Origin of the sequence: Clostridium sp. AF02-29 (genome assembly GCF_934835585.1) — a bacterium.
In the GTDB taxonomy this organism is placed as follows: Bacteria; Bacillota; Clostridia; order Lachnospirales; family Lachnospiraceae; genus Otoolea; species Otoolea fessa.
Window position 1 is genome coordinate 32,166 of record NZ_CAKVZK010000011.1, and the last position, 23,008, is coordinate 55,173.

16 protein-coding genes are annotated in these 23,008 nt (G+C 51.9%); 15 read left to right on the top strand and 1 reads right to left on the bottom strand.

Features of this window, described 5'->3' with window-relative positions; genetic code table 11:
• Positions 1 to 86 precede the first annotated feature (86 nt).
• The 15 genes from PUQ60_RS04485 (at position 87) to PUQ60_RS04555 (ending at position 21,223) form a co-directional block, all read left to right on the top strand.
• On the top strand, positions 87 to 1,385 hold the full coding sequence (locus tag PUQ60_RS04485; RefSeq protein WP_273482852.1) for an ATP-binding protein: 1,299 nt from the start codon (positions 87 to 89) through the stop codon (positions 1,383 to 1,385).
• A 1-nt stretch (position 1,386) separates the two neighbouring features.
• A complete protein-coding gene (locus tag PUQ60_RS04490) occupies positions 1,387 to 2,952 on the top strand; it encodes an HD domain-containing protein (protein ID WP_273378899.1) in 1,566 nt (521 codons plus the stop codon).
• A gap of 2 nt (positions 2,953 to 2,954) precedes the next feature.
• Entirely contained in the window at positions 2,955 to 5,084 is a 2,130-nt protein-coding gene (locus tag PUQ60_RS04495) for an RNA degradosome polyphosphate kinase (protein WP_117796048.1), read from the top strand.
• 158 nt (positions 5,085 to 5,242) lie between these two features.
• Positions 5,243 to 5,947: a response regulator transcription factor gene (locus PUQ60_RS04500; protein WP_022360295.1), complete on the top strand. Its 705-nt coding sequence runs from the start codon at positions 5,243 to 5,245 to the stop codon at positions 5,945 to 5,947.
• Entirely contained in the window at positions 5,937 to 7,076 is a 1,140-nt protein-coding gene (locus PUQ60_RS04505; RefSeq protein ID WP_337367366.1) for a HAMP domain-containing sensor histidine kinase, read from the top strand. The genes PUQ60_RS04500 and PUQ60_RS04505 overlap by 11 nt, the downstream gene beginning before the upstream one ends.
• Positions 7,077 to 7,130: 54 nt before the next feature.
• The gene (locus PUQ60_RS04510) at positions 7,131 to 9,587 is read left to right on the top strand and encodes a hypothetical protein (RefSeq protein ID WP_273378905.1); all 2,457 of its coding nucleotides are present in this window, start codon (positions 7,131 to 7,133) and stop codon (positions 9,585 to 9,587) included.
• A complete protein-coding gene (locus tag PUQ60_RS04515; RefSeq protein WP_107001433.1) occupies positions 9,587 to 10,549 on the top strand; it encodes an ABC transporter ATP-binding protein in 963 nt (320 codons plus the stop codon). Before PUQ60_RS04510 ends, PUQ60_RS04515 begins: the two co-directional genes overlap by 1 nt.
• A 7-nt stretch (positions 10,550 to 10,556) precedes the next feature.
• On the top strand, positions 10,557 to 11,450 hold the full coding sequence (locus PUQ60_RS04520; RefSeq protein WP_227589753.1) for an ABC transporter permease subunit: 894 nt from the start codon (positions 10,557 to 10,559) through the stop codon (positions 11,448 to 11,450).
• A gap of 55 nt (positions 11,451 to 11,505) precedes the next feature.
• Positions 11,506 to 12,828 carry an SPFH domain-containing protein gene (locus PUQ60_RS04525; RefSeq protein ID WP_118468366.1) on the top strand — a complete coding sequence of 441 codons (1,323 nt, stop codon included), beginning with the start codon at positions 11,506 to 11,508 and terminating at the stop codon, positions 12,826 to 12,828.
• A gap of 5 nt (positions 12,829 to 12,833) precedes the next feature.
• Complete coding sequence (locus PUQ60_RS04530) at positions 12,834 to 13,919, top strand: TFIIB-type zinc ribbon-containing protein (protein ID WP_273378911.1); 1,086 nt, start codon at positions 12,834 to 12,836, stop codon at positions 13,917 to 13,919.
• A complete protein-coding gene (locus PUQ60_RS04535) occupies positions 13,916 to 14,797 on the top strand; it encodes a TPM domain-containing protein (protein ID WP_273378913.1) in 882 nt (293 codons plus the stop codon). Before PUQ60_RS04530 ends, PUQ60_RS04535 begins: the two co-directional genes overlap by 4 nt.
• A 37-nt stretch (positions 14,798 to 14,834) precedes the next feature.
• Positions 14,835 to 16,346 carry an SEL1-like repeat protein gene (locus tag PUQ60_RS04540; protein ID WP_022360287.1) on the top strand — a complete coding sequence of 504 codons (1,512 nt, stop codon included), beginning with the start codon at positions 14,835 to 14,837 and terminating at the stop codon, positions 16,344 to 16,346.
• Between the two features lie 189 nt (positions 16,347 to 16,535).
• Positions 16,536 to 18,020, top strand: coding sequence for a threonine synthase (gene thrC / locus PUQ60_RS04545; RefSeq protein WP_273378915.1), 1,485 nt, complete (start codon positions 16,536 to 16,538; stop codon positions 18,018 to 18,020).
• Between the two features lie 118 nt (positions 18,021 to 18,138).
• Complete coding sequence (fba, locus tag PUQ60_RS04550; RefSeq protein ID WP_022360285.1) at positions 18,139 to 19,002, top strand: class II fructose-1,6-bisphosphate aldolase; 864 nt, start codon at positions 18,139 to 18,141, stop codon at positions 19,000 to 19,002.
• Positions 19,003 to 19,105: 103 nt separating this feature from the next.
• Positions 19,106 to 21,223, top strand: a complete 2,118-nt coding sequence (locus PUQ60_RS04555; RefSeq protein ID WP_273378918.1) for a glutamine synthetase III — start codon at positions 19,106 to 19,108, stop codon at positions 21,221 to 21,223.
• Between the two features lie 113 nt (positions 21,224 to 21,336).
• Here the strand turns inward: PUQ60_RS04555 and PUQ60_RS04560 are convergent, their stop codons facing one another.
• Positions 21,337 to 22,707 (bottom strand): cell wall-binding protein, encoded by a 1,371-nt coding sequence (locus PUQ60_RS04560; RefSeq protein WP_273378921.1) that lies wholly within the window; start codon positions 22,705 to 22,707, stop codon positions 21,337 to 21,339.
• Positions 22,708 to 23,008: the final 301 nt, after the last annotated feature.

Sequence of the window (23,008 nt, forward strand, 5' to 3'; positions counted from 1 at the left end):
GATGAAATGGGTTACTGTCCGCGGGAGGCATTTTTGGAACCGAAAGTGCCGCAAAAGAATGTGATGGTAACCGGAAAGGCAAAATGATGGAAGAAAGAAGAAAAAATACGATGATTTTATACCGCAACCTGCGGTATCAGCAGTTATTTGACGATATGTGCAGCCTCTTAAAACCAGAGGAAGGCGGGGCACGCCCGGATGCGTATGCATGCGCGAGCCAGCTCATCGATCTGGCAGTGACCTATGGATTCCGCGGAAACCTGTGGCATTGTTTCCTGGCGTTCTGCATGGCAAACAATGAAAATGCCTACAGCACATCCTGCGAGATCATCGGACCGGTCGGTGGCAGCTTAAGCGAGCTTGCCCGTCACGATTTTGCACAGGTCAGAGAGCTTTTTTCCCTGGATATTGCCCGTCTGGACGAGGCTGAAAACGGCATCTGGTCGGAGATGAAGCATTACGAAAATGCGCTGGAAAACAGCAAGGCGTTCAACCACCGCATCCGCGACCGGATCGTTGAATTATCGGTTTCACTGGAGAATGCGGAGAGTGATCAGGAATTTCAGGATATCGTGACCGAATTTTATAAAGAATTTGGTGTCGGCAAGTTTGGTCTTAACAAAGCATTCCATATTATCATGGATGACGAGGCAAAGCAGGTCGATATCGAGCCGATCACGCGCGTGGAACATATCGAGCTGAACGATCTGGTCGGCTATGAGCTGCAGAAAGCCAAGCTGATTGAGAATACCGAGGCATTTATCGAGGGGCGCGCGGCAAACAATTGCCTGCTTTTCGGTGACAGCGGTACTGGTAAATCATCCAGTATCAAGGCGATCTTAAATCAGTATTATGACCGCGGACTCCGCATGATCGAGGTGTACAAGCACCAGTTCCGCGGACTGTCAGATGTCCTGGAGCAGATCAAAGACCGCAACTACAAATTTATCATTTATATGGACGATCTTTCCTTTGAGGAATATGAGCTGGAATATAAATATCTGAAAGCAATCATTGAGGGTGGTCTCGGCATTAAGCCGCAGAATGTCCTGATTTATGCGACATCGAACCGCCGTCACTTAATCCGCGAAAAATTCAGCGATAAGCGCGAGCTGGACGACGATCTGCACTCCAACGATACGGTGCAGGAAAAACTGTCCCTGGTTGCGCGTTTTGGCGTCACGATCTACTATGGCTCACCGGACAAGAAAGAATTCCAGAACATCGTCCGCGTACTGGCAGACAAATACCACATCCATATGCCGGAGGCAGATCTGCTTCTGGAAGCCAACAAGTGGGAGTTAAGCCACGGCGGGCTGTCCGGACGTACTGCCACCCAGTTTATTGCAAACTTACGCAGCAAGCTGAAAGGAGAGATCAAGTAATATGACCGTTAAAACCTTTGCCGCTATTGATGTGGGTTCCTTCGAACTGGAGCTGGGAATTTTCGAGATTTCTGCTTCCGCCGGAATCCGCGAGATTGATCATGTGCGCCATGCGCTGGCGCTTGGCAAAGACACGTACAATGACGGACGTTTGAGCCACGAGATCGTGGAGGAAATGTGCGAGGTCCTGAATAAGTTCCGGGAAGTGATGAAAACATACCGGGTATCGGATTACCGGGCATTTGCGAGCAGTGCGCTTCGGGAGGCGCGGAACAGCCAGATGGTATTGGACCGGATTCTGGTGCGTACCGGACTCCGGGTCCGCACGATGAACAACTCGGAGCTTCGTTTTAAGAGTTATAAAGCCGTTGCAGCCAGGGAGGAAGAATTCCAGCGCACCGTGAAAAACGGCGCGGCGCTAATGGATGTCGGATTCGGAAGCACCCAGATCTCCCTCTTTAATGAGGAGGTACTGGTATCGACGCAGAACCTTCTGCTCGGCGTGCTGCGCTTAAGCGAAATGTCAGCACACTGGCGCGTCGATTACCGGAAGATCCCGGCGATCATCGACGAGCTGGTAGAAAATGAATTATACACATTCCGGAAGATATTTTTAAAAGAGCATCAGATCGAGACGCTGATTGCGACCGGCGAGACAATGAACTATATGATCAGCCGCGGTATGCATGAAAAAGGCGGGGCGCGGTTCACGGCAAAGGAATTTGGCGTGTTCTGCGAGAAGCTGATTGGAATGTCCTCGGAGGAGATTCAGGAGCGCTATGAGCTGCCGCAGGATTACGCAGAAGTGCTGATTCCAAGTGCGATTCTCTACCGGAAGGTATTAGACATGACGGGTGCTTCCTATATCTGGGCACCGGGGACGACACTCTGCGATGGTATCGCGGCAGAGTACGCACAGGAAAACCGTCTGGTCCGCTTCCATCATGATTTTGAGGCAGATATTCTCTCAACGGCGCGCCAGATGGCGAAGCGCTACCGCTGCCACGGCGCACATGTGCGCGAGGTAGAGCGGTCGGCGGAGATGATCTTTGATGCAACGAAAAAATACCATGGTCTGGGAGCGCGGGAACGCCTGCTTTTAAAGATCGCAGCGACCCTGCATGACTGCGGCAAGTTTGTCAGCATCACGCGCGGTTCGGAAAGCTCGTACCAGATCATCATGGATACGGAGATCATCGGAATTTCCCATCTGGAGCGCGAGGTTGTAGCCAATATCGTGCGCTACAACATTCAGGAATATGCCTACGATGAGGTCATCCTGGAGTCGGATCTGTCCCAGTATGCGGGGCTTGGAACCTCCCGGAGAGAGCTGACGATCCTGATTGCGAAGCTGACGGCAATTTTGCGTCTGGCCAATTCGATGGACCGCAGCCACCGCCAGAAGCTGAGCGACAGCCGCATCGCTGTGCGGAACGGCAGTCTGGTGATTACGACGGACTGTCCGGAGAGTATCGTGCTGGAGCAGTATTCATTTGACCAGAAGGCAGATTTCTTTGAGGAAGTCTTTGGAATACGGCCTGTACTCAGGCAGAAAAGAGGGGTATAAGGATGTCGGATGCAGTGTTGAAATACGGAGAACCTGAAAATTATGTAAACCGTGAACTGAGCTGGCTGGAATTTAACTACCGGATTCTGGGTGAGGCGCGCGATAAGACGACCCCACTGTTTGAACGCCTGAAATTTTTAAGCATCACGGCGTCGAACCTGGATGAGTTTTTCATGGTCCGCGTGGCATCCCTCAAGGACATGGTTCACGCCAATTATACGAAGCGGGATATTGCGGGTATGACGGCACAGGAACAGCTGGATGCGATCGATGGAAAAACGCATGAGCTGGTTGAGAATCAGTACCGGACCTACAATCGGATGCTCCTGCCGCTCTTAAAACAGCACGGTCTGCGCGTGGTCACCGAGCATGAGAAGCTTACGAAGGAAGAAGCGGTGTACGTTGATCGGTATTTTGAGGAATCGGTCTACCCGGTCCTCACGCCGATGGCGGTTGATTCCTCCCGCCCGTTCCCGCTTATTCACAATAAATCGTTAAATATCGCCGCGCTGGTCCGCAAGAAAAAGGGAGACGGCGAGCTGGAATTTGCGATGGTCTGCGTGCCGGGCGGGCTTCCACGCGTGGTGGAGCTGCCGTGCCAGGAGGGCAAATCTATCATTTATCTGGAAGAAGTCATTGAGCGGAACATCGACAAATTGTTTTTAAATTATGATATTATCAGCTGTCATCCGTTCCGTGTCATGCGAAATGCCGATCTGAGTATCGACGAGGATGAGGCGGAGGATCTGCTCAAGGAGATCGAGCAGAAGCTCAAGAAACGCCAGTGGGGCGAGGTTATCCGCCTGGATATCGAGAAAAAGGCGGACAAGCGCCTCTTAGACATCCTCAAAAAGGAGCTGCACGTTGGCGGGCACGCGATCTATGAGATTGACGGACCGCTTGATCTGACCGTCCTCATGAAGGTGTTCGGTCTGCCGGGCTTTGATGAATTTAAGACACCGCCGTACACGCCGCAGCCGGTTCCGGCGCTGATGAATGAGGATGATATTTTTGCCAATATCCGCAAAGGCGATATATTGCTGACCCACCCGTTTGAGACTTTTGAGCCGGTCGTCAATTTTATCAAGAAAGCTGCCCGCGACCCAGAGGTGCTGGCGATCAAGCAGACACTCTATCGTGTCAGTGGCAACTCCCCGATTATCGCGGCGCTCGCCGAAGCGGCGGACAATGGAAAACAGGTGTCGGTTCTGGTTGAGCTGAAAGCCCGTTTTGACGAGGAAAACAATATTCTCTGGGCGAAGATGCTGGAAAAAGCCGGCTGCCACGTTATCTACGGTCTGCTGGGGCTGAAAACACACAGTAAGATCACGCTGGTGGTGCGCCGCGAGGAAGAGGGCATCCGCCGCTACGTCCATCTGGGAACTGGAAATTACAACGATTCGACGGCAAAACTCTACACCGACTGCGGTCTTTTAACCTGTGATCCGCTGATCGGTGAGGATGCGACTGCAGTCTTTAACATGCTGTCGGGTTATTCGGAGCCGCTTGGCTGGAACAAGCTGTCGCTGGCGCCGCTGTGGCTGCGCGGACGTTTTCTGCGCCTGATCCAGCGGGAAACGCGCAACGCCCGCGAAGGTATTCCAGCGCGGATCGTGGCAAAGATGAACTCCCTGTGCGACCGTGAGATCATTGCGAGTCTTTACGAGGCGTCCAATGCGGGGGTAAAAATACAACTCATCGTCCGCGGCATCTGCTGTCTGCGCGCCGGGATTCCGGGATTAAGCGAGAATATAACGGTCTGCTCGATCGTTGGAAATTTCCTTGAGCACAGCCGTATTTTCTACTTCGAGAACGACGGTGAACCGCAGATTTTCATGGGAAGTGCCGACTGGATGCCGCGAAACCTCGACCGTCGTGTGGAGATTCTCTTCCCGGTTGAGGATGAGAAGCTGAAAGCACGCATCTGTCACATCTTAGAGGTACAGCTTGCCGACAATGTCAAGGCGCAGTACCTGAGACCGGACGGAACCTACGCTAAACGCAACCGCCGCGGCAAAGAGCCGGTCTGCGCGCAGGATACCTTCTGTGCGGAGGCAGTACAGGCGGCGAAGGAAGCTGGAAAAAAGCAGGATCCGGCGGCGATGAGGGTGTTTATTCCGCTGGAACAATAAAGAAATTGCAGTTCGCAGATAAGCAAAATTCTCCAAAAATGTAATAAATTTTTAAAGCATAAATCCTCCCCATATGGTAAACTGGAAACAGGTATATTCGTCTGGTATTTCGCATAGAGATACCGGGAACCTGCATTACATATGAGGGAGGTTTTTTTATGTCTGAAATACACGTTCTGGTGGTGGATGATGAGAAAGAGATTGCCGATCTGGTGGAGATTTATCTGGTCAGTGATGGTTATAAAGTATATAAAGCATCCAATGCGTTAGAGGGATTGGAGATTCTGGAGAAGGAGACGATTCATCTGGTGCTTCTCGATATCATGATGCCGGGGATGGATGGTCTGGAGATGTGCCGCAAGATCCGGGAGACGAACAATATCCCGATCATCATGCTGAGCGCGCGCTCAGCGGATCTGGATAAGATTCTGGGACTGGGAACCGGCGCGGATGATTACGTGACGAAACCATTTAACCCTCTGGAGCTGACGGCGCGCGTCAAATCACAGCTTCGCCGCTACACGCAGTTAAATCCGCAGAGCGGTGCAGGAAACCAGGTTAAAAATGAGATCTCGATCAAGGGACTCACGATCAACAAAGATAATCATAAAGTGACGGTGTACGGCGAGGAGATCAAGCTGACGCCGATCGAATTTGACATTCTGTATCTGCTGGCATCCAATCCGGGGCGGGTCTTCAGCACCGATGAAATCTTTGAGAAGGTGTGGAATGAGAAAGTCTACGAGGCAAATAACACGGTTATGGTACATATCAGACGGCTTCGCGGCAAGATGAAGGAGGACACCCGACAGAACAAGATCATTACAACGGTCTGGGGGGTAGGATACAAAATTGAAAAATAAAAAAGATATGAGTCGCCGATTCCGGACACGGATGGTCATGAACATCGTTTACAGCACCGTGGTGGCATGCCTGGTGGAGGTGTTTCTGATTGCCAATGTTTCGATGATCAGCAGCTATCTGCGGGAGACGCGGTACCGGGATTCTTTTTTCCTGCGCCTGACGGAGACAGAGACACTGATGGCATTTGTCTATCTTCTGTCGGGCATCGCGATCTTCTCAGTCACTTTTTTTGCCCTCCAGGAGCGGTCCATGCGCTATATCAGCCGGATCTCGTCCGCGATTCAGAATATTTCCGAGGGCGATTTGAATACGGCGATCGAGGTGCGGGGCGACGACGAGTTTACGGCGATGGCGGTCAATTTAAATAAGATGGTCGGGGATATCCGGAATCTGATGGACAAGGAGCGCGAGGCGGAGCGCACGAAGAACGAGTTGATTACCAATGTGGCACACGATCTGCGGACACCGCTGACCTCGATCATCGGCTATCTTGAACTTCTGTCCGGCAAGGTGGAGATTCCTGCAGAAATGCAGAAAAAATATATTGATATTGCCTATGCAAAATCGAAACGTCTGGAAAAACTGATCGAAGATTTGTTTGGTTTTACTAAAATGAATTATGGAAAAGTGGCAATGCACGTGTCGAAGGTGGACATCGTTAAACTGCTCAGCCAGCTGTTGGAGGAGTTTTATCCGAGCTTCAAGGACAAAAACCTCTCCTACGAGCTGCAGAGCAATGTCCCGGGCAAGGTTATCACGGCAGACGGAAATCTTCTGGCGCGCCTCTTTGACAACCTGATCAATAACGCGATCAAGTATGGTGCGGACGGAAAACGGGTGCTGGTGCAGATTCATGCGGAGGAAGAGGTCGTGACCGTCTCGGTGACGAACTACGGCTACGTGATTCCGGCGGACGAGCTGCCTCTTTTATTTAATAAATTCTACCGCGTGGAACAGTCGCGATCGACCAACACGGGCGGCACAGGGTTAGGTCTGGCGATCGCCAAAAATATCGTCGATATGCACGGCGGCACGATTCAGGTAACGAGCGATCTGAATGGAACGGTGTTTACGGTGCGCCTGCGGACGAATTTTGACATCAACAGGGAAAATTTCCAGATGCCGTAAAGGCGAGTGTGGGAAAGAATCCGATAGTACATTAGAAAGATAGGGAGAGAAAGGATGCAGAAAAAGAGGGGAATACAGTTCTTTTTTGCGATATTGATCGGATGGATGGCACTATTCTGCCTTCCTGCAGGGTACGCATATGCCTCACAGAAGGAAGCAGATGCGCCGCTGTCGATGGATGTTTCCTATGGATTTGACAATACGGCAAAGAGCGACCGTTACCTTCGGGTAACGGTCCTTCTGAATAATGATACAGCGCCGTTTGAGGGAACGCTGGAGTTTCTGACCGCGCAGTCCAGTCTGGAGGCGTACCAGTATTCCTATCCGTTATCGTTGGCAGCGGGGGAGAAGTTTGAACAAGAATATTATATCCCGCTGGGTGTGCGGGCGGATCAGATGTTTGTATCGGTACAGGATGTAAACGGGAAAACGGTCATCCGGAAACGTCTGAAACTTGGTTCTGAGGAGGACGTTGCGGAGAGTTATATCGGAATTTTGACGGATACGCCGGAGGCACTTTCTTATTTAGACGGCGCGGGCATCCGATATGGGACGCTTCGGACGCGGGCGGTTTTTCTGGATGCCGAGCAGGCACCGGATGACCGGCTGGGTTACGATCCGCTGGATCTGGTAATTGTGTCTGGATTTGACCTGGATTCGCTCAGCGATGTCCAGTATGAGGCGCTGCGGCGCTGGGTGGAAGACGGCGGTACGATCCTCTTTGGCGGCGGTGTGGATTGTGCGAGAAATTATGGCAGGTTTGCAGAGAAGGTGCTGGAGCCGCCGTATCTGGATGCGGTAACCGTTCCGGTCAGTCTGGGCGGGGAGACGGCACCGGGCGAGCAGACGGGGGAGATCCAGGCAGAATGCGTCGATGTGAACCTGAAGAACGGCAGCACTCTGCTGGCGGGGGAAGTGTTCCCGCTGTTATCCCATACGAACTGCAAACAGGGGCGGATCGTGGCAGCTGCCTTTTCGATGGATGCGATCAGCGATTTGTGTCTGACCAATCCATCCTCATTTGAAAAGCTGTATACGCTGGTGCTGGGAAGTGATACCGTGGACGAGCTGGCACAGGAGGATTACTACGGTTATTCGGGCTCGTATTTCAGCGTACAGGGGCTGGTCAACACCGGCAATGCGGGGCGGCTTCCGAAGGTTGCGGCATATACGGTGATCGTGGTGGTCTATCTGCTTTTGATCGGTCCGGGCATCTATTTCTACTTAAAAAGGCGAGGAATTTACCGGTATTATCTGCCGGCGGTGACACTGGGGGCGTTTTTGTTTACTGGCATTATTTATGCGCTGGGCGTAAAGACACGCTTCCGGGAGCCGTTTGTGACGTATGCGTCGATTCTGGATACCTCGGGAGAAGAGGCGGAAGAAGCCACTTATATGAACATCCGAAGCCCTTATAACAAGCCGTATTCGGTGAGCTTAAAGCCGGGCTATGAGGTGCGCCCGATGACGCGCAGTTACTATTACGATGCGGTTTCGGCGGTGCGCTTTACCGGTGAGGAAGAGTATCATACAAACTTTGTTTATCAGCCGGAACGGGTCGAAATTAAAATGCGGGATACGGTCGCATTTTCACCGAATCTGTTTACCCTGCGTCGTGAGCTGGAGAAAACGGACTCGATGGGCGTTCAGGGAAATATTTCCTATTTTGACGGCGTGGTGTCGGGAACGGTAAAAAACTGTTTTGAGGAACCGCTGGAGAATGCGGCTCTGCTCATCAATGGGAAAGCGGTGCTGCTGGGAAGTTTAGAGCCTGGGCAGACGGTTTCTCTGGATGGAAAGGAAACCTGCAATTATCCGGTCAGCTATTCGTATGCGGCAGCACAGATGGTAACCGGGGCAGATCAGTATGAGAAAGCGGAGATTGAGGATCCGGACTATTTAAAGGCGCAGGAGCGGACGAGACTTTTGAGCTTTTATCTGGATTCCGGCGCGGGGCGCAATCCGTCTGAGGCGTGCCTGGTGGCATTTTCAACCCGGAAGCTCCAGGGAGAGGAAGATTTTCTGGCGGATGCGAGGACACTTCGGGAAGGATTTTGCATGGTGACCGAGTCAATCCCGCTGAACCGTGAAAAAGACGGAAAACTTTACTGTTCGGCGCTTGAGGAAGATCCAACGGTGCTCGCCGGAAATTATGAGGCGGCGTACAACACAATGTATAGCGGGGAAACAGCGGAGGCTGCGACGGTCGAATATTCGCTGGGAAGTGACCTTGTCATTGAAAAGCTTACGTTTGAGACTCTGTCACCGCGATTTTCGGAAAATCCGCTCTATCCGTATATGTCATCCTTCTCCGGAAGCATGTATTTCTATAACTATGAGACCGGGCGCAATGACCGGATCGAGCTGAAATCAGAGTATTCGGCAAAGGAGCTTTCGCCGTACCTGTCTCCGTCGAACACATTGACCGTCAAATATGTGCCGGAACAGACGGGAGAGTATGGCTGGGAAAGCCAGCTTCCAAGAATCTATGTCGTAGGGAGGAGAGAGTGATGCTGACGATTAAAAACCTCAGAAAACGATATGGCAATTTTCAAGCGCTGGATGGGCTGAATCTGGAGGTCGCGGACGGGGAACTCTTTGGATTCGTGGGTCCCAATGGGGCAGGCAAGACGACGACGCTCAAGATTCTTGCGGGACTTCTCGTTCCCGATGAGGGCGAGGTGGAGATCGGCGGACTGGATGTTTACTCAGACGGAAAAGAACTCCGGCGGCGGATCGGCTATGTGCCGGATTTCTTCGGAGTATATGATAACCTGAAAGTATCGGAATATATGGAATTTTTTGCATCCTGCTACGGAATTACGGGGCTGCAGGCGCGGACGCGCTGCCATACGCTTCTGGAACAGGTGCGGCTGGAAGATAAAGAGGACTTTTTCGTGGACGGGCTTTCGAGAGGTATGAAGCAGCGCCTCTGTCTGGCGCGGGCGCTCATCCACGATCCGGATCTTCTGATCCTGGATGAACCGGCTTCCGGGCTGGATCCGCGCACCCGGGTGGAGTATACGGCGATTCTGAAAGAACTGCGCGATCAGGGAAAAACGCTGCTCGTCAGCTCCCATATTTTATCGGAATTGTCAGAGCTTTGTACCTCGATCGGCATCATTGAGCAGGGAAGAACGGTCCTGCAGGGCAGCATGGATCAGATTTTTGCGCGGATCAACTCGTCCAATCCGCTTCTGATCTCGATTTTCAGTCAGAAAGAAAAGGCGCTTGCGATCCTGAAAAGCCATCCTTGCGTGCAGACGATCGCGGTGCAGGGGGATGAGATCAAGCTGGGCTTTTTGGGGGATCGGCAGGATGAGGCGCTGCTTTTGCAGCAGCTTATCGATGCGGATGTGATGGTCAGCAGCTTTATGCGCGAGAAGGGAAGCCTGGAATCACTGTTTATGCAGATCACAGGACATGAAGAAGAGAGGGCGGTGCTGAAACATGAGATGGAATCCGGTATTTAGGAGGGAAATGACAGTCGGAAGCCGCAGCATTCGCATGATGGCGATTCTGTTTGTTTTTAACAGTATTCTGGCGGCGGTGGCGCTGTTTAATATGTATTCGGTGGCGGAACAGGTCAGGACGACGGCGGAGATCCAGTATTCGCAGTTTCTGGATCTCTACACGTTCGTCTCCTCGATCGAATTTATCATGCTGCTTTTCATCATGCCGGCGCTGACTGCCAGCAGTATCAGCGGCGAGCGGGAACGCCAGACGCTGGAACTGATGCTGACGACCACGATGGAGCCGCGTGACATGGTGCTTGGAAAACTGGCGTCCTCGCTGGTGACGATGCTGGTGCTGGCGGTCTCGGCACTTCCGGTACAGGCGCTCGTATTTGTCTACGGGGGCGTTACGCTGCAGGACATCGGGATGCTGTTCCTGTGCCACGGCGTTGTGGCAATTTTAACGGGCAGTATCGGGATCTTTTATTCATCGGTGCTGCGCCGCTCGACGGTATCGACCGTCTGCTCCTATGTGACGGTGGTGGCGCTGACGGCGGGAACGATGGCAGTCAATCTGTTTGCATACCGGATGGCGCTCCGGGCGGCAAATTCGTATGCATCTAATCTCAATGCATCGGAAATGGCAAGTTCCGGCATTTTACGCTATCTCTTTCTTTTCAATCCGGCTGTCTCGTTTTATAATGTAATTAACGGACAGGCGGGAAGCGGTGACATGAGAAAATGGTTCGAGCCGCTGTTCGGCGTATTTCCAGACAATGCGATCACAGCACACTGGACGGCGTGCAGCCTGATTTTGCAGTGTATACTGGCGATGGTGCTGATCGCGGCAGCAGTCTGGGCGATCACGCCGGGAAAATGGAATCGGCATGGGAAAAATAAAGGGAAGGATAACCGATAGATAGAAAAAGCAGAAAAACAGAGAGACTATGAATTTGGACAAGGAGGCAGAGAGTATGGGAATTATCAGAGCAGCGGCACACGCGGTCGGCGGCGGGCTGGCAGATCAGTGGCTGGAAGTGATTGAACCGGAAAATATGGGGGAACAGACCGTATTTTCAGCGGGTGTGCAGACACGCCGCGGGGAGAACCGGAAGAGAACGCCGGAAACGGTGTCCAATGGTTCTGTGATCCATGTGTACCCGAATCAGTTTATGATGCTGGTGGACGGCGGTAAGGTCGTTGATTATACAGCGGAAGAGGGTTATTATACAGTGCAGAATTCATCCCTGCCGTCTCTGTTTAACGGACAGTTCGGCGATGCGCTGAAAGAATCCTTCAACCGTGTGCGCTATGGCGGACAGACGCCGTATGCACAGAAGGTCTACTATATTAATCTCCAGGAGATCAAGGGAATCAAGTTCGGCACACGGACGCCGATCAACTATTTTGATTTATTCTATAATTCCGAGCTGTTTCTGCGCGCACATGGAACTTACTCCATCAAGATCACGGATCCATTGAAATTTTATGCGGAGGCTATTCCGAAAAATCAGGATCAGGTGGAGATTGATTCCATCAATGAGCAGTATTTAGCGGAGTTCCTGGAAGCGCTGCAGACCTCGATCAACCAGATGTCGGCGGATGGCGTGCGGATTTCCTTTGTAGCCTCCAAAGGCAGGGAACTGGGACGATATATGGCGGAGACGCTGGATGAAGAGTGGAACCGTCTGCGTGGCATGGAGATCCAGTCAGTCGGTATCGCCAGCATTTCCTATGATGAAGAATCGCAGAAACTCATCAATATGCGGAATCAGGGCGCGATGCTCGGCGACCCGTCGGTGCGCGAGGGGTATGTACAGGGCGCGATGGCACGCGGCTTTGAGGCAGCCGGTTCCAACGGAAGCGGTGCGATGGCAGGCTTCATGGGAATGGGCGCCGGCATGAACTTCGGCGGCGGATTTATGGGCGCCGCATCGGCGTCCAACCTGCAGCAGATGCAGATGCAGCAGGCGGCGCGGCAGGGATATGCGGCACCGCAGGGCGGTTATGCGCCGGGGCAGGCGAATAGAGCGCCGCAGGGTGGTTATGCACAGCAGCCGGGACAGATGGATGCGGCACCACAGGGCGGTTATGCACAACCGGCAGGACAGAATGCACCGCCTCAGGGCAGTGCGGCAGCTCCGGCGGAATCCTGGACTTGTGAGTGCGGCAATGTCAACCACGGAAAGTTCTGCTCCGAGTGCGGCAAGCCAAGACCAGCCGGTCCGTGGACCTGCAGCTGCGGAACGGTCAATACAGGTAAGTTTTGTTCTGAATGCGGAAAACCGAGGTCATAGGGCGTATGGAGATACAATCATATAAGTGTCCAAACTGCGGCGGCGGGCTGGTGTTTGATCCGAAGACGCAGAAATTTAAATGTGAATACTGCCTCTCAGCGTTTACGGAAGAGACGTTGAAAGAGATGGAAGAGGCAGCCAGAAAGTCAGAGGAAGCTTCGAAGCCGGGTGAAATGCCGGAAGCGGAAAAGATAGAGAGCCAGAAGCAGGCGGAGTCCAAGATGGTTCTCTATACCTGCCCGAGCTGCGGCGCGGAGATTGTGGCACAGGAGACGACGGCGTCCACGTACTGCTGTTACTGTCACAATCCGGTGGTTCTTTCGGGAAGTCTGGACGGTAAATACCGCCCGGACGGTCTGATTCCGTTTGAGATCGACAAGAAAAAGGCAAAAGAAATCTTTAAAAACTGGATTCAGAAGAAAAAGTATGTGCCGGATGATTTCTACTCGCCGCGTCAGATGGACTATCTGGAGGGAATTTATTATCCATATTGGATGTATAGCTGTCAGGTATCCGGTGAGATGCAGGCGGAGGCGCTGCGGAAACGCGTGACGGTGGCGGGGGAGATCGAGTATATCGAGACGAGCCGTTACCATCTGGAGAAAAAGGCGGAGCTTCCTATCAAGGATGTGGCGCGCAACGCGTTAAAGCAGGCGGACCGCAGCCTTGCCGAGACCGTGCTTCCGTTTGATATGAAGAAGCTGCGCCCGTTTCAGGCAGGCTATTTTCTGGGATTTAGAGCGGAGCGGCGCGACCGGGAAAAGGAAGAATTTACACAGGAGATTGAGCAGGAGATCAAGCAGTATACGAGAGAATCCCTGCAAAATAGCGTCTCCGGCTACGATCATGTGGATATTCGGAACCATCGGGAGACCATCACGGGGGAAAAATGGAACTATGCCATGCTTCCGGTGTGGATGATGACCTATCCGGATCCGAAGAGCGGTCAGATGTACTATTTTGCGATGAATGGGGAAAATGGAAAGGTCTGCGGCGTCCTGCCGGTTGATTCGAAAAAACTGGTGCGCCTGTTTTTGACGATTTTCATTCCTGTGTTTGTACTTTTGCTGCTGGGAGGATACCTGATATGATAGAGAATCAAAATGCGGGAGTCACACAGAAAAAGAAGAAATATGGACGGCTGAAAGGTTTTATATGCTTCTTTGTTGCAGCATTTATTTCATTTTCACAGGTCAGCCCTATATGGGCGGCGGAAGGCACGCGCGTCTTCGACGAGGCGGGACTGTTCAGTGCGGAAGAAGTGCAGGAGCTGGAGACACGGATCGATGAGGTGCGTGATTCACAGGATGCCGATCTGGCGGTACTGACAGTCGAGGACGCACAGGGAGAATCGGCGGAAAGCTATGCCGATGATTTTTATGACACTCACGGACTGGGCGTCGGGGACGATGCGAGTGGTATTCTGCTTTCGATCGATATGGACAACCGGGAGATATACGTTTCTACCACCGGGTATGCGATGAAAGTGCTGACGGATGCGCGGGTAGAGAAGGTGCTGGATGCGGCATATGACAGCGTGGCGGATGGAAACTATGCGGAAGGCGCGCTGGGGGCGATCGACAGCATCGAAAATTATCTGGAGATGGGCGTTCCGGCGGGACAGTATACGCAGGTGCGCGAGGAGAAAAAACATTCCCTGGAATGGTATGAGGTGCTGTTTGCGGCGGTCGCGGCTGCAATCGTGGCGGCACTCCCGTGCTTTTCGGTGATGCGCCAGTATAAGATGCAGAAAGAACACCGTCAGTCGCTGGGTTTCCATATGGCATACCGGGCGGACAGTGCGCTGCATTTTGTCCAAAATGAGGAGCAGTTTGTAAACCGGTCGGTAGTGACCAGACGGATTCCGAAAAATCCGGGTCCGGGCGCTTCGGCCGGTTCGGCTGGAAGGACGACCATACATCAGGGCAGCAGCGGAAGGATGCACGGCGGCGGAGGCAGAAAGTTTTAATTGATACAATTTCGTGTGGAAGGCGGATGAATGATATATGACAATCCTGATGACAGGCTTATGTGAGAAAGGTGCAGACCAGATCTGGAAACAGTGTAACGATGCGATGTACGCCCAGGGAGTTACCTGGCTGGAAGAGGCGGCATATGCGGGCGATGCAGAAGCATGGTTCTTTTTAGGACACTGTTACAGCTGGGGGGACGGGGCTGTCGGGTTCAATGAGAAAAAAGCGTATGAATGTTACCTGCGGGGGGCTTCGGCGGGAAGTGCCCGGGCAGTGTTAGGAGCGCTGCGCGCCGGTCAGTATGACGAACAGATGAAGCAGTCGGCACGTTATTCCATCGAGGAAAGTTACCGTCAGGTGCGGGATGCCGCTGAGATGGGCGATGTCTATGCCGCGTGGCAGATGGGCGAGGCAGTTGAGTGGGAAGATCTGGCCGATTATATGCCGCAGACTGAGAGCGCCCGCGAGCAGTGCCTCTTCTGGTACGAACGGGCGGCGGACGGCGGCATTATCCCGGCGATGGTTAAGATGGGAAAATGCTGCCAGAATGGTACATACCGGGAAAAAGATGAAAAAGAGGCACTTCGCTGGGCGAATCAGTGCGCCGCCAGCGGGGAGGTCTGGGGACTCTTCCAGATGGGGGAACATTACCGCCAGGAAGAAGACTGGGAAGCTGCATTCCAATATGACTATGCGGCGGCAAAGCAGGGGTCTTCCCGCGCCATGCTGTATCTGGGGCAGATGTATTTAAACGGACAGGGCACAGAGCGCGATATCCAGGCGGCCGTCCAGGCGCTGGAAGGAGCCGCGGCGCGGAACGAGGCGGAGAGCTTTGAAGAACTTGGAAATCTGTTCTATCAGGATGAACTGGTGGAGCGTGATGATGAAAAAGCGTTTTACTGGTATGGAAAAGCATATGCGGCAGGCATCAAAGAGGCGGCGCTTCCGTTAGCCCGCCTGTATTTGCGCCCGTCCGACGAGCAGGACACTGTCCGGGCAGAAAAACTTCTGCGGGAGGCAGCTGGGATCGAGACGGACGGACAGGCAAGTCTGGCGCTTGGAAATATCTATCGGGATGGTCTGAACGGCGAGATTGATATGAAGCAGGCAGTTTCCTGGTACGAAAAAGGCGCTTCGCAGGGAAATCCAGAGTGCATGGAGATTCTTGGATGCCTGTATTTCCAGGGCGAAGAGGGAGTAGACCGCGATTATGCAAAAGCATTTGAGTGGCTGAACCGGTGCGAAGAAGCCGGAAGTCTGCAGTCTGCATCCAAGTTAGGCTATCTCTATATGAAGGGAGAAGGCTGCACCGCCGATGAAAATAAGGCGAAGGAGCTTTTTGAGCGGGCGGCACAGACGGAATGTGACGGATATGCACTCTATGAGCTTGGATTTATCTACGAACGGAAAAATGAATCCCCGGAAGATCTCGAGCGGGCGGCACAGTGCTACCAGAAGGCGATCGAGATGGGAAATGAGAGTGCTTCACGGCGGTTTTCCCATTTTAAGAAGGGATTGTTTGGGCGCTGGAAGATCACGTATTAAGGGGGGAATTTTTCTTGCGCTGTGCCATAAAGTATGATAGAATTTTTAACTAAAGTGAGCAGGGGGTTCCGTAACTTTGCGGGAGAACTGCAAAACCACACAGAACACTTACATGGCAGAAAGTTTGACTCCGGCATCCTTTGCAAAGATGGGGACGACGGGGAAAGATAAAAAGAGAGGATGAAAATCATGGCAATCAATTACAGCAGTACCCGTGGCGGTGAAAACAACGTAACGGCTTCGATGGCGATCTTAAAGGGACTGGCAGCAGACGGCGGCCTGTTCATGCCGGATCATATCCCGGCGTTAGATTGCAGCCTGGAAGAATTATCCCATAAAACATATCAGGAAGTAGCTTATGCAGTTATGAAGCAGTTCCTGACTGATTTCACGGAGGAAGAGCTGAAAACCTGTATCGAGCGCGCTTACGACAGTAAGTTTGATACGGAAGAGATTGCGCCGCTTGTCAAAGCAGACGGAGCATATTATCTGGAGCTGTTCCACGGAAGCACGATTGCCTTCAAGGATATGGCGCTCTCGATCCTGCCGCATCTGATGATCGTATCGGCGAAGAAGAACCATGCGGAGAACACGATCGTGATCCTGACCGCAACCTCCGGCGATACCGGAAAGGCAGCGATGGCTGGTTTTGCAGACGTTGAGGGAACCAGAATTATCGTATTTTACCCGAAGGACGGCGTCAGCCGTGTGCAGGAGCTGCAGATGCTGACCCAGAAGGGCGCGAACACAAGCGTTGTCGGTATTTCCGGAAACTTTGATGATGCACAGAGCGGTGTCAAGAAAATCTTCGGTGACAAAGAATTTGCCAAAGAATTAGCAGGCAGAGGCTATCAGCTCTCTTCCGCAAACTCCATCAACATCGGTCGTCTCGTACCACAGGTTGTATACTATGTATATGCGTATGCAAAACTGCTTGAAAATGGCGAGATCGAGAACGGTGAGAAGATCAATGTAACCGTTCCGACCGGAAACTTCGGCAATATCTTAGCGGCTTATTTTGCAAAACAGATGGGTGTGCCGATCGACAAGCTGATCTGCGCGTCCAATGACAATAAAGTTCTGTACGACTTCTTTAAGACAGGCGTATATGACAAGAACCGTCCATTCATCCTGACCTCTTCCCCGTCGATGGATATTCTGATTTCCAGCAACCTGGAACGTCTGATTTATCTCTCCACCGGCTGCGATGCGGAGGAGACCAAGAAACGCATGGAAGAGCTTTCGAAAGATGGCAAATATTCGGTTACCGGTGAGATGCGTGCGCGCATGGCAGATTTTGTCGGCGGTTATGCCGATCAGGCGGCAAATGCAGCCGAGATCAAGCGTCTCTACGATGAGACCGGTTATATGATCGATACGCATACCGGCGTTGCATCCTGCGTATACCATAACTATGTGAAGGAGACAGGCGATACCAAGAAGACAGTTATCGCATCGACGGCAAGCCCATATAAATTCTCCCGCAGCGTCATGGAGGCAATCTTCGGCAGCGAAGAAGGCAAGGGCGAGTTCGAGCTTATCGACGAGATGGAGAAAGCATCCGGCGTGAAGATCCCGCAGGCGATCGAGGAGATCCGCAAGGCAGAGATCCGTCACAACCGCCAGTGCAATCCGGAGGAGATGGAGAAGACTGTTTCGGAGATTTTACAGTAAAAGTTACAAAATATTAAAATAATTGCCTGTTATTTTTTTGACAGGCTAGGCAAATACTGAATTATGGTATATAATAGACTCTGGTTAGATCAAAAAGAGACAACGAGGAGGTTTGTATATGTTAGTTAGTGCGAAGGAAATGCTTCAGAAGGCAAGAGATGGAAAATATGCGGTTGGTCAGTTCAACATCAACAATCTTGAATGGACCAAAGCGATTTTACTGACGGCACAGGAGCAGAACTCACCGGTTATCTTAGGTGTTTCAGAGGGCGCAGGCAAGTATATGACTGGCTTTAAGACAGTATCTGCGATGGTAAAAGCGATGATCGAAGAGCTGAACATCACGGTTCCGGTTGCGCTGCATCTGGATCACGGCACCTACGAGGGCTGCTACAAATGTATCGATGCTGGATTTTCTTCCATCATGTTTGACGGCTCCCATTATCCGATCGCCGAGAACGTAGAGAAAACCAAAGAATTAGTCAAAGTCTGCGCGGAGAAAGGTATTTCCCTGGAGGCTGAGGTTGGTTCCATCGGCGGCGAGGAAGACGGCGTGATCGGTATGGGCGAATGTGCAGATCCGAACGAGTGCAAGGCGATTGCAGACCTCGGAGTTGATATGCTGGCAGCAGGTATCGGCAATATCCACGGCAAATATCCGGCAAACTGGCCAGGCTTAAGCTTTGAGACGCTGGCAGCCGTAAAAGAAAAAGTAGGCGATATGCCGCTGGTTCTTCACGGTGGTACCGGTATTCCGGAAGATATGATCAAGAAAGCCATTTCTTTAGGTGTAGCGAAGATTAATGTAAATACTGAGTGCCAGCTGGCATTTGCAGAGGCAACCCGCCAGTATATCGAGGCTGGTAAGGATCAGCAGGGCAAAGGATTTGACCCGCGTAAACTTCTTGCACCTGGTTTTGAGGCGATCAAAGAGACGGTTAAGACAAAGATGGAACTGTTCGGTTCTATCGGAAAAGCCTGATGAATAAGTAAGGTTCATGACCGGACTGCAGGGATGTACATTTCGCAACGCGGATATACATACCGGCGGTCCGGTCTGTTTTCATATTAATGTGAGGGATTGAATGAGCGAGATTATCAACGTACCGGAAATTTTCGGAAAAAATGTGTTTAATGACAAGGCGATGCAGGAACGCCTTCCGAAAAGTGTTTACAAAAAACTGAAGAAAACCATTGAAGACGGAGCTGAGCTGGATCCGTCCATCGCAGATGTTGTCGCACACGCGATGAAAGACTGGGCGATCGAGCGCGGTGCGACGCATTATTCCCATTGGTTCCAGCCGCTGACCGGCATTACGGCAGAAAAACATGATGCGTTTATCTCCGTACCGGATTCCAACGGACGCGTTATCATGGAGTTTTCCGGTAAAGAGCTGATTAAGGGCGAGCCGGATGCATCCTCGTTTCCGTCGGGCGGACTTCGTTCCACCTTTGAGGCACGCGGCTATACAACCTGGGATTGTACTTCCCCGGCATTTCTGCGTGAAGATACGCTGGGCGTGACACTCTACATACCGACCGCATTCTGTTCGTACCGCGGCGAAGCACTGGATAAGAAGACACCGCTGTTGCGTTCCATGCAGGCAATCAACGAGCAGGCACTCCGGATTCTCCGCCTGTTTGGAAATACGACTTCCCACCGGGTGATTCCGTATGTGGGACCGGAGCAGGAGTATTTTCTGGTTGATAAGAACAAATATTTACAGAGAAAAGACCTGATCTACACCGGTCGTACCCTGTTTGGCGCGATGCCGCCGAAAGGGCAGGAGATGGATGATCACTATTTTGGAAGCATCCGTCCGAGAGTCGGTGCATTCATGAAAGAGTTAAATGAGACACTGTGGCGTCTGGGTGTCAGTGCAAAGACACAGCACAACGAAGTTGCACCAGCACAGCATGAATTGGCACCAACCTATTGTCAGGTCAATCTGGCAGTCGATCACAACCAGATGGTCATGGAGGCGATGAAGCGTGTCGCAGGACATCACGGTCTGACCTGTCTGCTGCATGAGAAACCATTTGATGGAATCAATGGTTCCGGTAAGCACAACAACTGGTCCCTGACGAGCGACGACGGCATCAACATGATGAATCCGGGCGAGACGCCGCACGAAAATGTACAGTTCCTTCTGGTTCTGGCGTGCATCATGAAAGCAGTTGACAGACACGCGGATCTGCTGCGCGAGTCCACCGCGATTCCGGGCAACGATCATCGTCTGGGTGCGGCAGAGGCGCCGCCAGCGATCATCTCTATTTTCCTGGGCGAGCAGCTGGAGGATGTTATCGATCAGCTGTGCAGCACGGGCGAAGCCGCACATTCTAAGCAGGGCGAGGTACTTCAGACGGGAGTAGCGACACTTCCGGATTTCGTCAAGGATGCAACCGACCGCAACCGTACTTCACCGTTTGCGTTTACCGGTAATAAATTCGAGTTCCGTATGGTTGGTTCTTCGGATTCTGTTTCATCCCCGAACGTCGTGCTCAACACGATCGTGGCAGAGGCGTTTAAAGAGGCTGCGGACGAATTGGAAAACAGCGATGATTTTGACAGCGCAGTCCATGACATGATCAAGCGCCTGTTTGCAGAGCACCGCCGCATCATTTTCAGCGGAAATGGTTATTCTGAGGAATGGGTTAAAGAGGCAGAGCGCCGTGGACTCCCGAACCTGAAAGCAGGTATCGATTCTGTCGAGGCAATCCGGACAGAGAAAGCGATCAAGCTCTTTGAAGAATTTGGCGTGTACACCCGGACCGAGCTGGAATCCCGCGCCGAGATTGAGTATGAGGCATATTCCAAGACCGTCAACATCGAGGCAAAGACGATGATCGACATGGCGGGCAAGCAGATCATCCCGGCGGTTGTCAAATATACGACCCAGCTTGCTTCCTCCCTGACAGCCGTACGGACTGCCTGTGAGGAAGCCGATGTCAGTGTCCAGAAAGAACTGCTTTTAGAGACCTCTGATAAACTCTCAGAGATGAAGGTGGCATTGGCGGCACTCAAAGATATCCTGGCAAAGGCATCTGCGATCAAGGATAACAAAGAAAAAGCATTTGCCTATCTGCATGAGGTATGCCCGGCGATGGTAGCTCTCCGTAAACCGGCAGACGAGCTGGAAATGCTGGTAGATAAAGAGTTATGGCCGTTCCCGAGTTATGGGGATTTGGTGTTTGAGGTGTAGGCAGCTTTTAGAAGGTATGATTTTAATTAAAAAGATTTTGACCATCGATATAGGCTATGAATCGTTGGTCAAAATCTTTTTTTAACAACACTTATATATTTTGCAAATACGGTTTATTTCCGTCCAGGACCCTGCGTCTGTCCCTCCTGAATCGTATCGCCCTGATTGGAGGTAAATCCGTTAATCCGTTTATCGGACGAATTTGACGAAGAGCCTGACGAGCTGGAGCTTGATGTCGTCGGTGCGGTGTAAGTCGTGCCGTTGCTGTAGATGCGGCTTGGTACATTGCCGGTATCGCTGGTGGAACTGCTGCTTGTCTGGTTTTTCGAAGAGCCTGACGAACTGGAAGTCCCGCCCGGCGTGGAAGTGGAGCTGCTGTAGCCGCTTCCAGGAATCGGAACGGTTGTGCCCGACGAAGAACCATTTGACGAGCTGGAGCTGTTGGAACTTCCCGGTGCAGTAAAACTGGTCGAAGGATCGGAACGATTCGAATTGTTGGTGTTACCTGAACTGGAGGTCCCTGAATTGGAATTGTTCGAAGCCGTTCCGCCTGGCCCCGAAGTGCTGCTTGAAGAAGAACTGCCAGACGAAGTCCCTGTTCCCTGTGAAGCACTTGGGTCAAAATAGCTGTCGCTCATGCCGGAGAGACTGGACGGTGGATTCTGGCACGCACCGCTCTTGGCAAAGGTGTATTTCACCGAATCAATCGTCCGGGTTGTGTTCGAAGCCATCTTACCGTTCTCATCCAGATAATAGTAGGTGCCGGATACCTTAATCCAGCCTTTCTGGCGGTGTCCGTACTCATTGAAATAGTACCAGGTGCCGTCGATCTGCTTCCATCCGCGGCTCATATTGCCGTCTGTCTTGTCCATGTAGTAGGTGTTTCCGTTGCTGTCATTGAGCCATCCGGTCAGCATCTTGCCCTCATGGAGATAGTAGTATTCATTTTTGATGAGCTGCCAACCGGTCAGCAGTTTTCCATTTTCGTCGAGATAATACCAGGTGCTGTTTACCTTCTGCCAGCCAGTCCGCATCGCCCCGTCCGTGCCGAAATAGTACCAGGTGCCGTTGTCCATCTTCTGCCAGTTGGTAAACATCCGTCCATCCTCACCCAGGTAATACCAGACCGTATCAAGCTGGAGCCAGCCCTTCTGCATCACACCGTACTGGTTAAAATAGTACCAGTAGTTGTTGATTTTCTGCCATTTGGTCATCATCTCGCCGCTCTGGTTGAAATAATACCAGGCGGAAGTGGATGAATCCTGACGCCAACCGGTCACCATCTTGCCGGTCGAATCATCCATATAATAATATTTCTCTCCGATATGTACCCATCCGGTATGCTTCTGACCGTCGTCGGTCATGTAGTACCAGTAGTTTCCGTCCTTCAGCCATCCGGCCGCACGGCTCTGGGAAGAAGGAAGCAGCCCCATGGCACCGATCAGGCAGGCAAGCCCAAGCAGTTTTGCATATCTTTTCCGCATCGCGTATCCCCCTTGCAATGTGATTTATCGTTATCTATGATTACAGTAGAAATTAATATCAAAGATGTTGGGGGCAAAAAGCATTTTGACCCCTCTGATACCAGATTGCTCCGCACTATATGCTCCCGCAATCTTCAAAAACATTCGTAATTCGCTCATTTTTCTTTGAAAAATGGCTACTTACTCATGTTTTTGGCGGGTCCCAAGGTCAAAAATTCTCCTGCAAGCAAGCTTGCGTCGAACTTCTGACCTTTTGACCCTGGTATCATATCAAATTACTTTATAAGTATAACATAGAAAA

Coding starts and splice junctions, on each gene's coding strand:
- PUQ60_RS04560 (WP_273378921.1), bottom strand. CDS start 22,707: ATGCGGAAAAGATATGCAAAACTGCTTGGGCTTGCCTGCCTGATCGGT.
- PUQ60_RS04555 (WP_273378918.1), top strand. CDS start 19,106: ATGAGCGAGATTATCAACGTACCGGAAATTTTCGGAAAAAATGTGTTT.
- PUQ60_RS04500 (WP_022360295.1), top strand. CDS start 5,243: ATGTCTGAAATACACGTTCTGGTGGTGGATGATGAGAAAGAGATTGCC.
- PUQ60_RS04535 (WP_273378913.1), top strand. CDS start 13,916: ATGATAGAGAATCAAAATGCGGGAGTCACACAGAAAAAGAAGAAATAT.
- PUQ60_RS04510 (WP_273378905.1), top strand. CDS start 7,131: ATGCAGAAAAAGAGGGGAATACAGTTCTTTTTTGCGATATTGATCGGA.
- PUQ60_RS04485 (WP_273482852.1), top strand. CDS start 87: ATGGAAGAAAGAAGAAAAAATACGATGATTTTATACCGCAACCTGCGG.
- PUQ60_RS04540 (WP_022360287.1), top strand. CDS start 14,835: ATGACAATCCTGATGACAGGCTTATGTGAGAAAGGTGCAGACCAGATC.
- PUQ60_RS04530 (WP_273378911.1), top strand. CDS start 12,834: ATGGAGATACAATCATATAAGTGTCCAAACTGCGGCGGCGGGCTGGTG.
- PUQ60_RS04515 (WP_107001433.1), top strand. CDS start 9,587: ATGCTGACGATTAAAAACCTCAGAAAACGATATGGCAATTTTCAAGCG.
- PUQ60_RS04490 (WP_273378899.1), top strand. CDS start 1,387: ATGACCGTTAAAACCTTTGCCGCTATTGATGTGGGTTCCTTCGAACTG.
- PUQ60_RS04525 (WP_118468366.1), top strand. CDS start 11,506: ATGGGAATTATCAGAGCAGCGGCACACGCGGTCGGCGGCGGGCTGGCA.
- thrC (WP_273378915.1), top strand. CDS start 16,536: ATGGCAATCAATTACAGCAGTACCCGTGGCGGTGAAAACAACGTAACG.
- fba (WP_022360285.1), top strand. CDS start 18,139: ATGTTAGTTAGTGCGAAGGAAATGCTTCAGAAGGCAAGAGATGGAAAA.
- PUQ60_RS04520 (WP_227589753.1), top strand. CDS start 10,557: ATGACAGTCGGAAGCCGCAGCATTCGCATGATGGCGATTCTGTTTGTT.
- PUQ60_RS04495 (WP_117796048.1), top strand. CDS start 2,955: ATGTCGGATGCAGTGTTGAAATACGGAGAACCTGAAAATTATGTAAAC.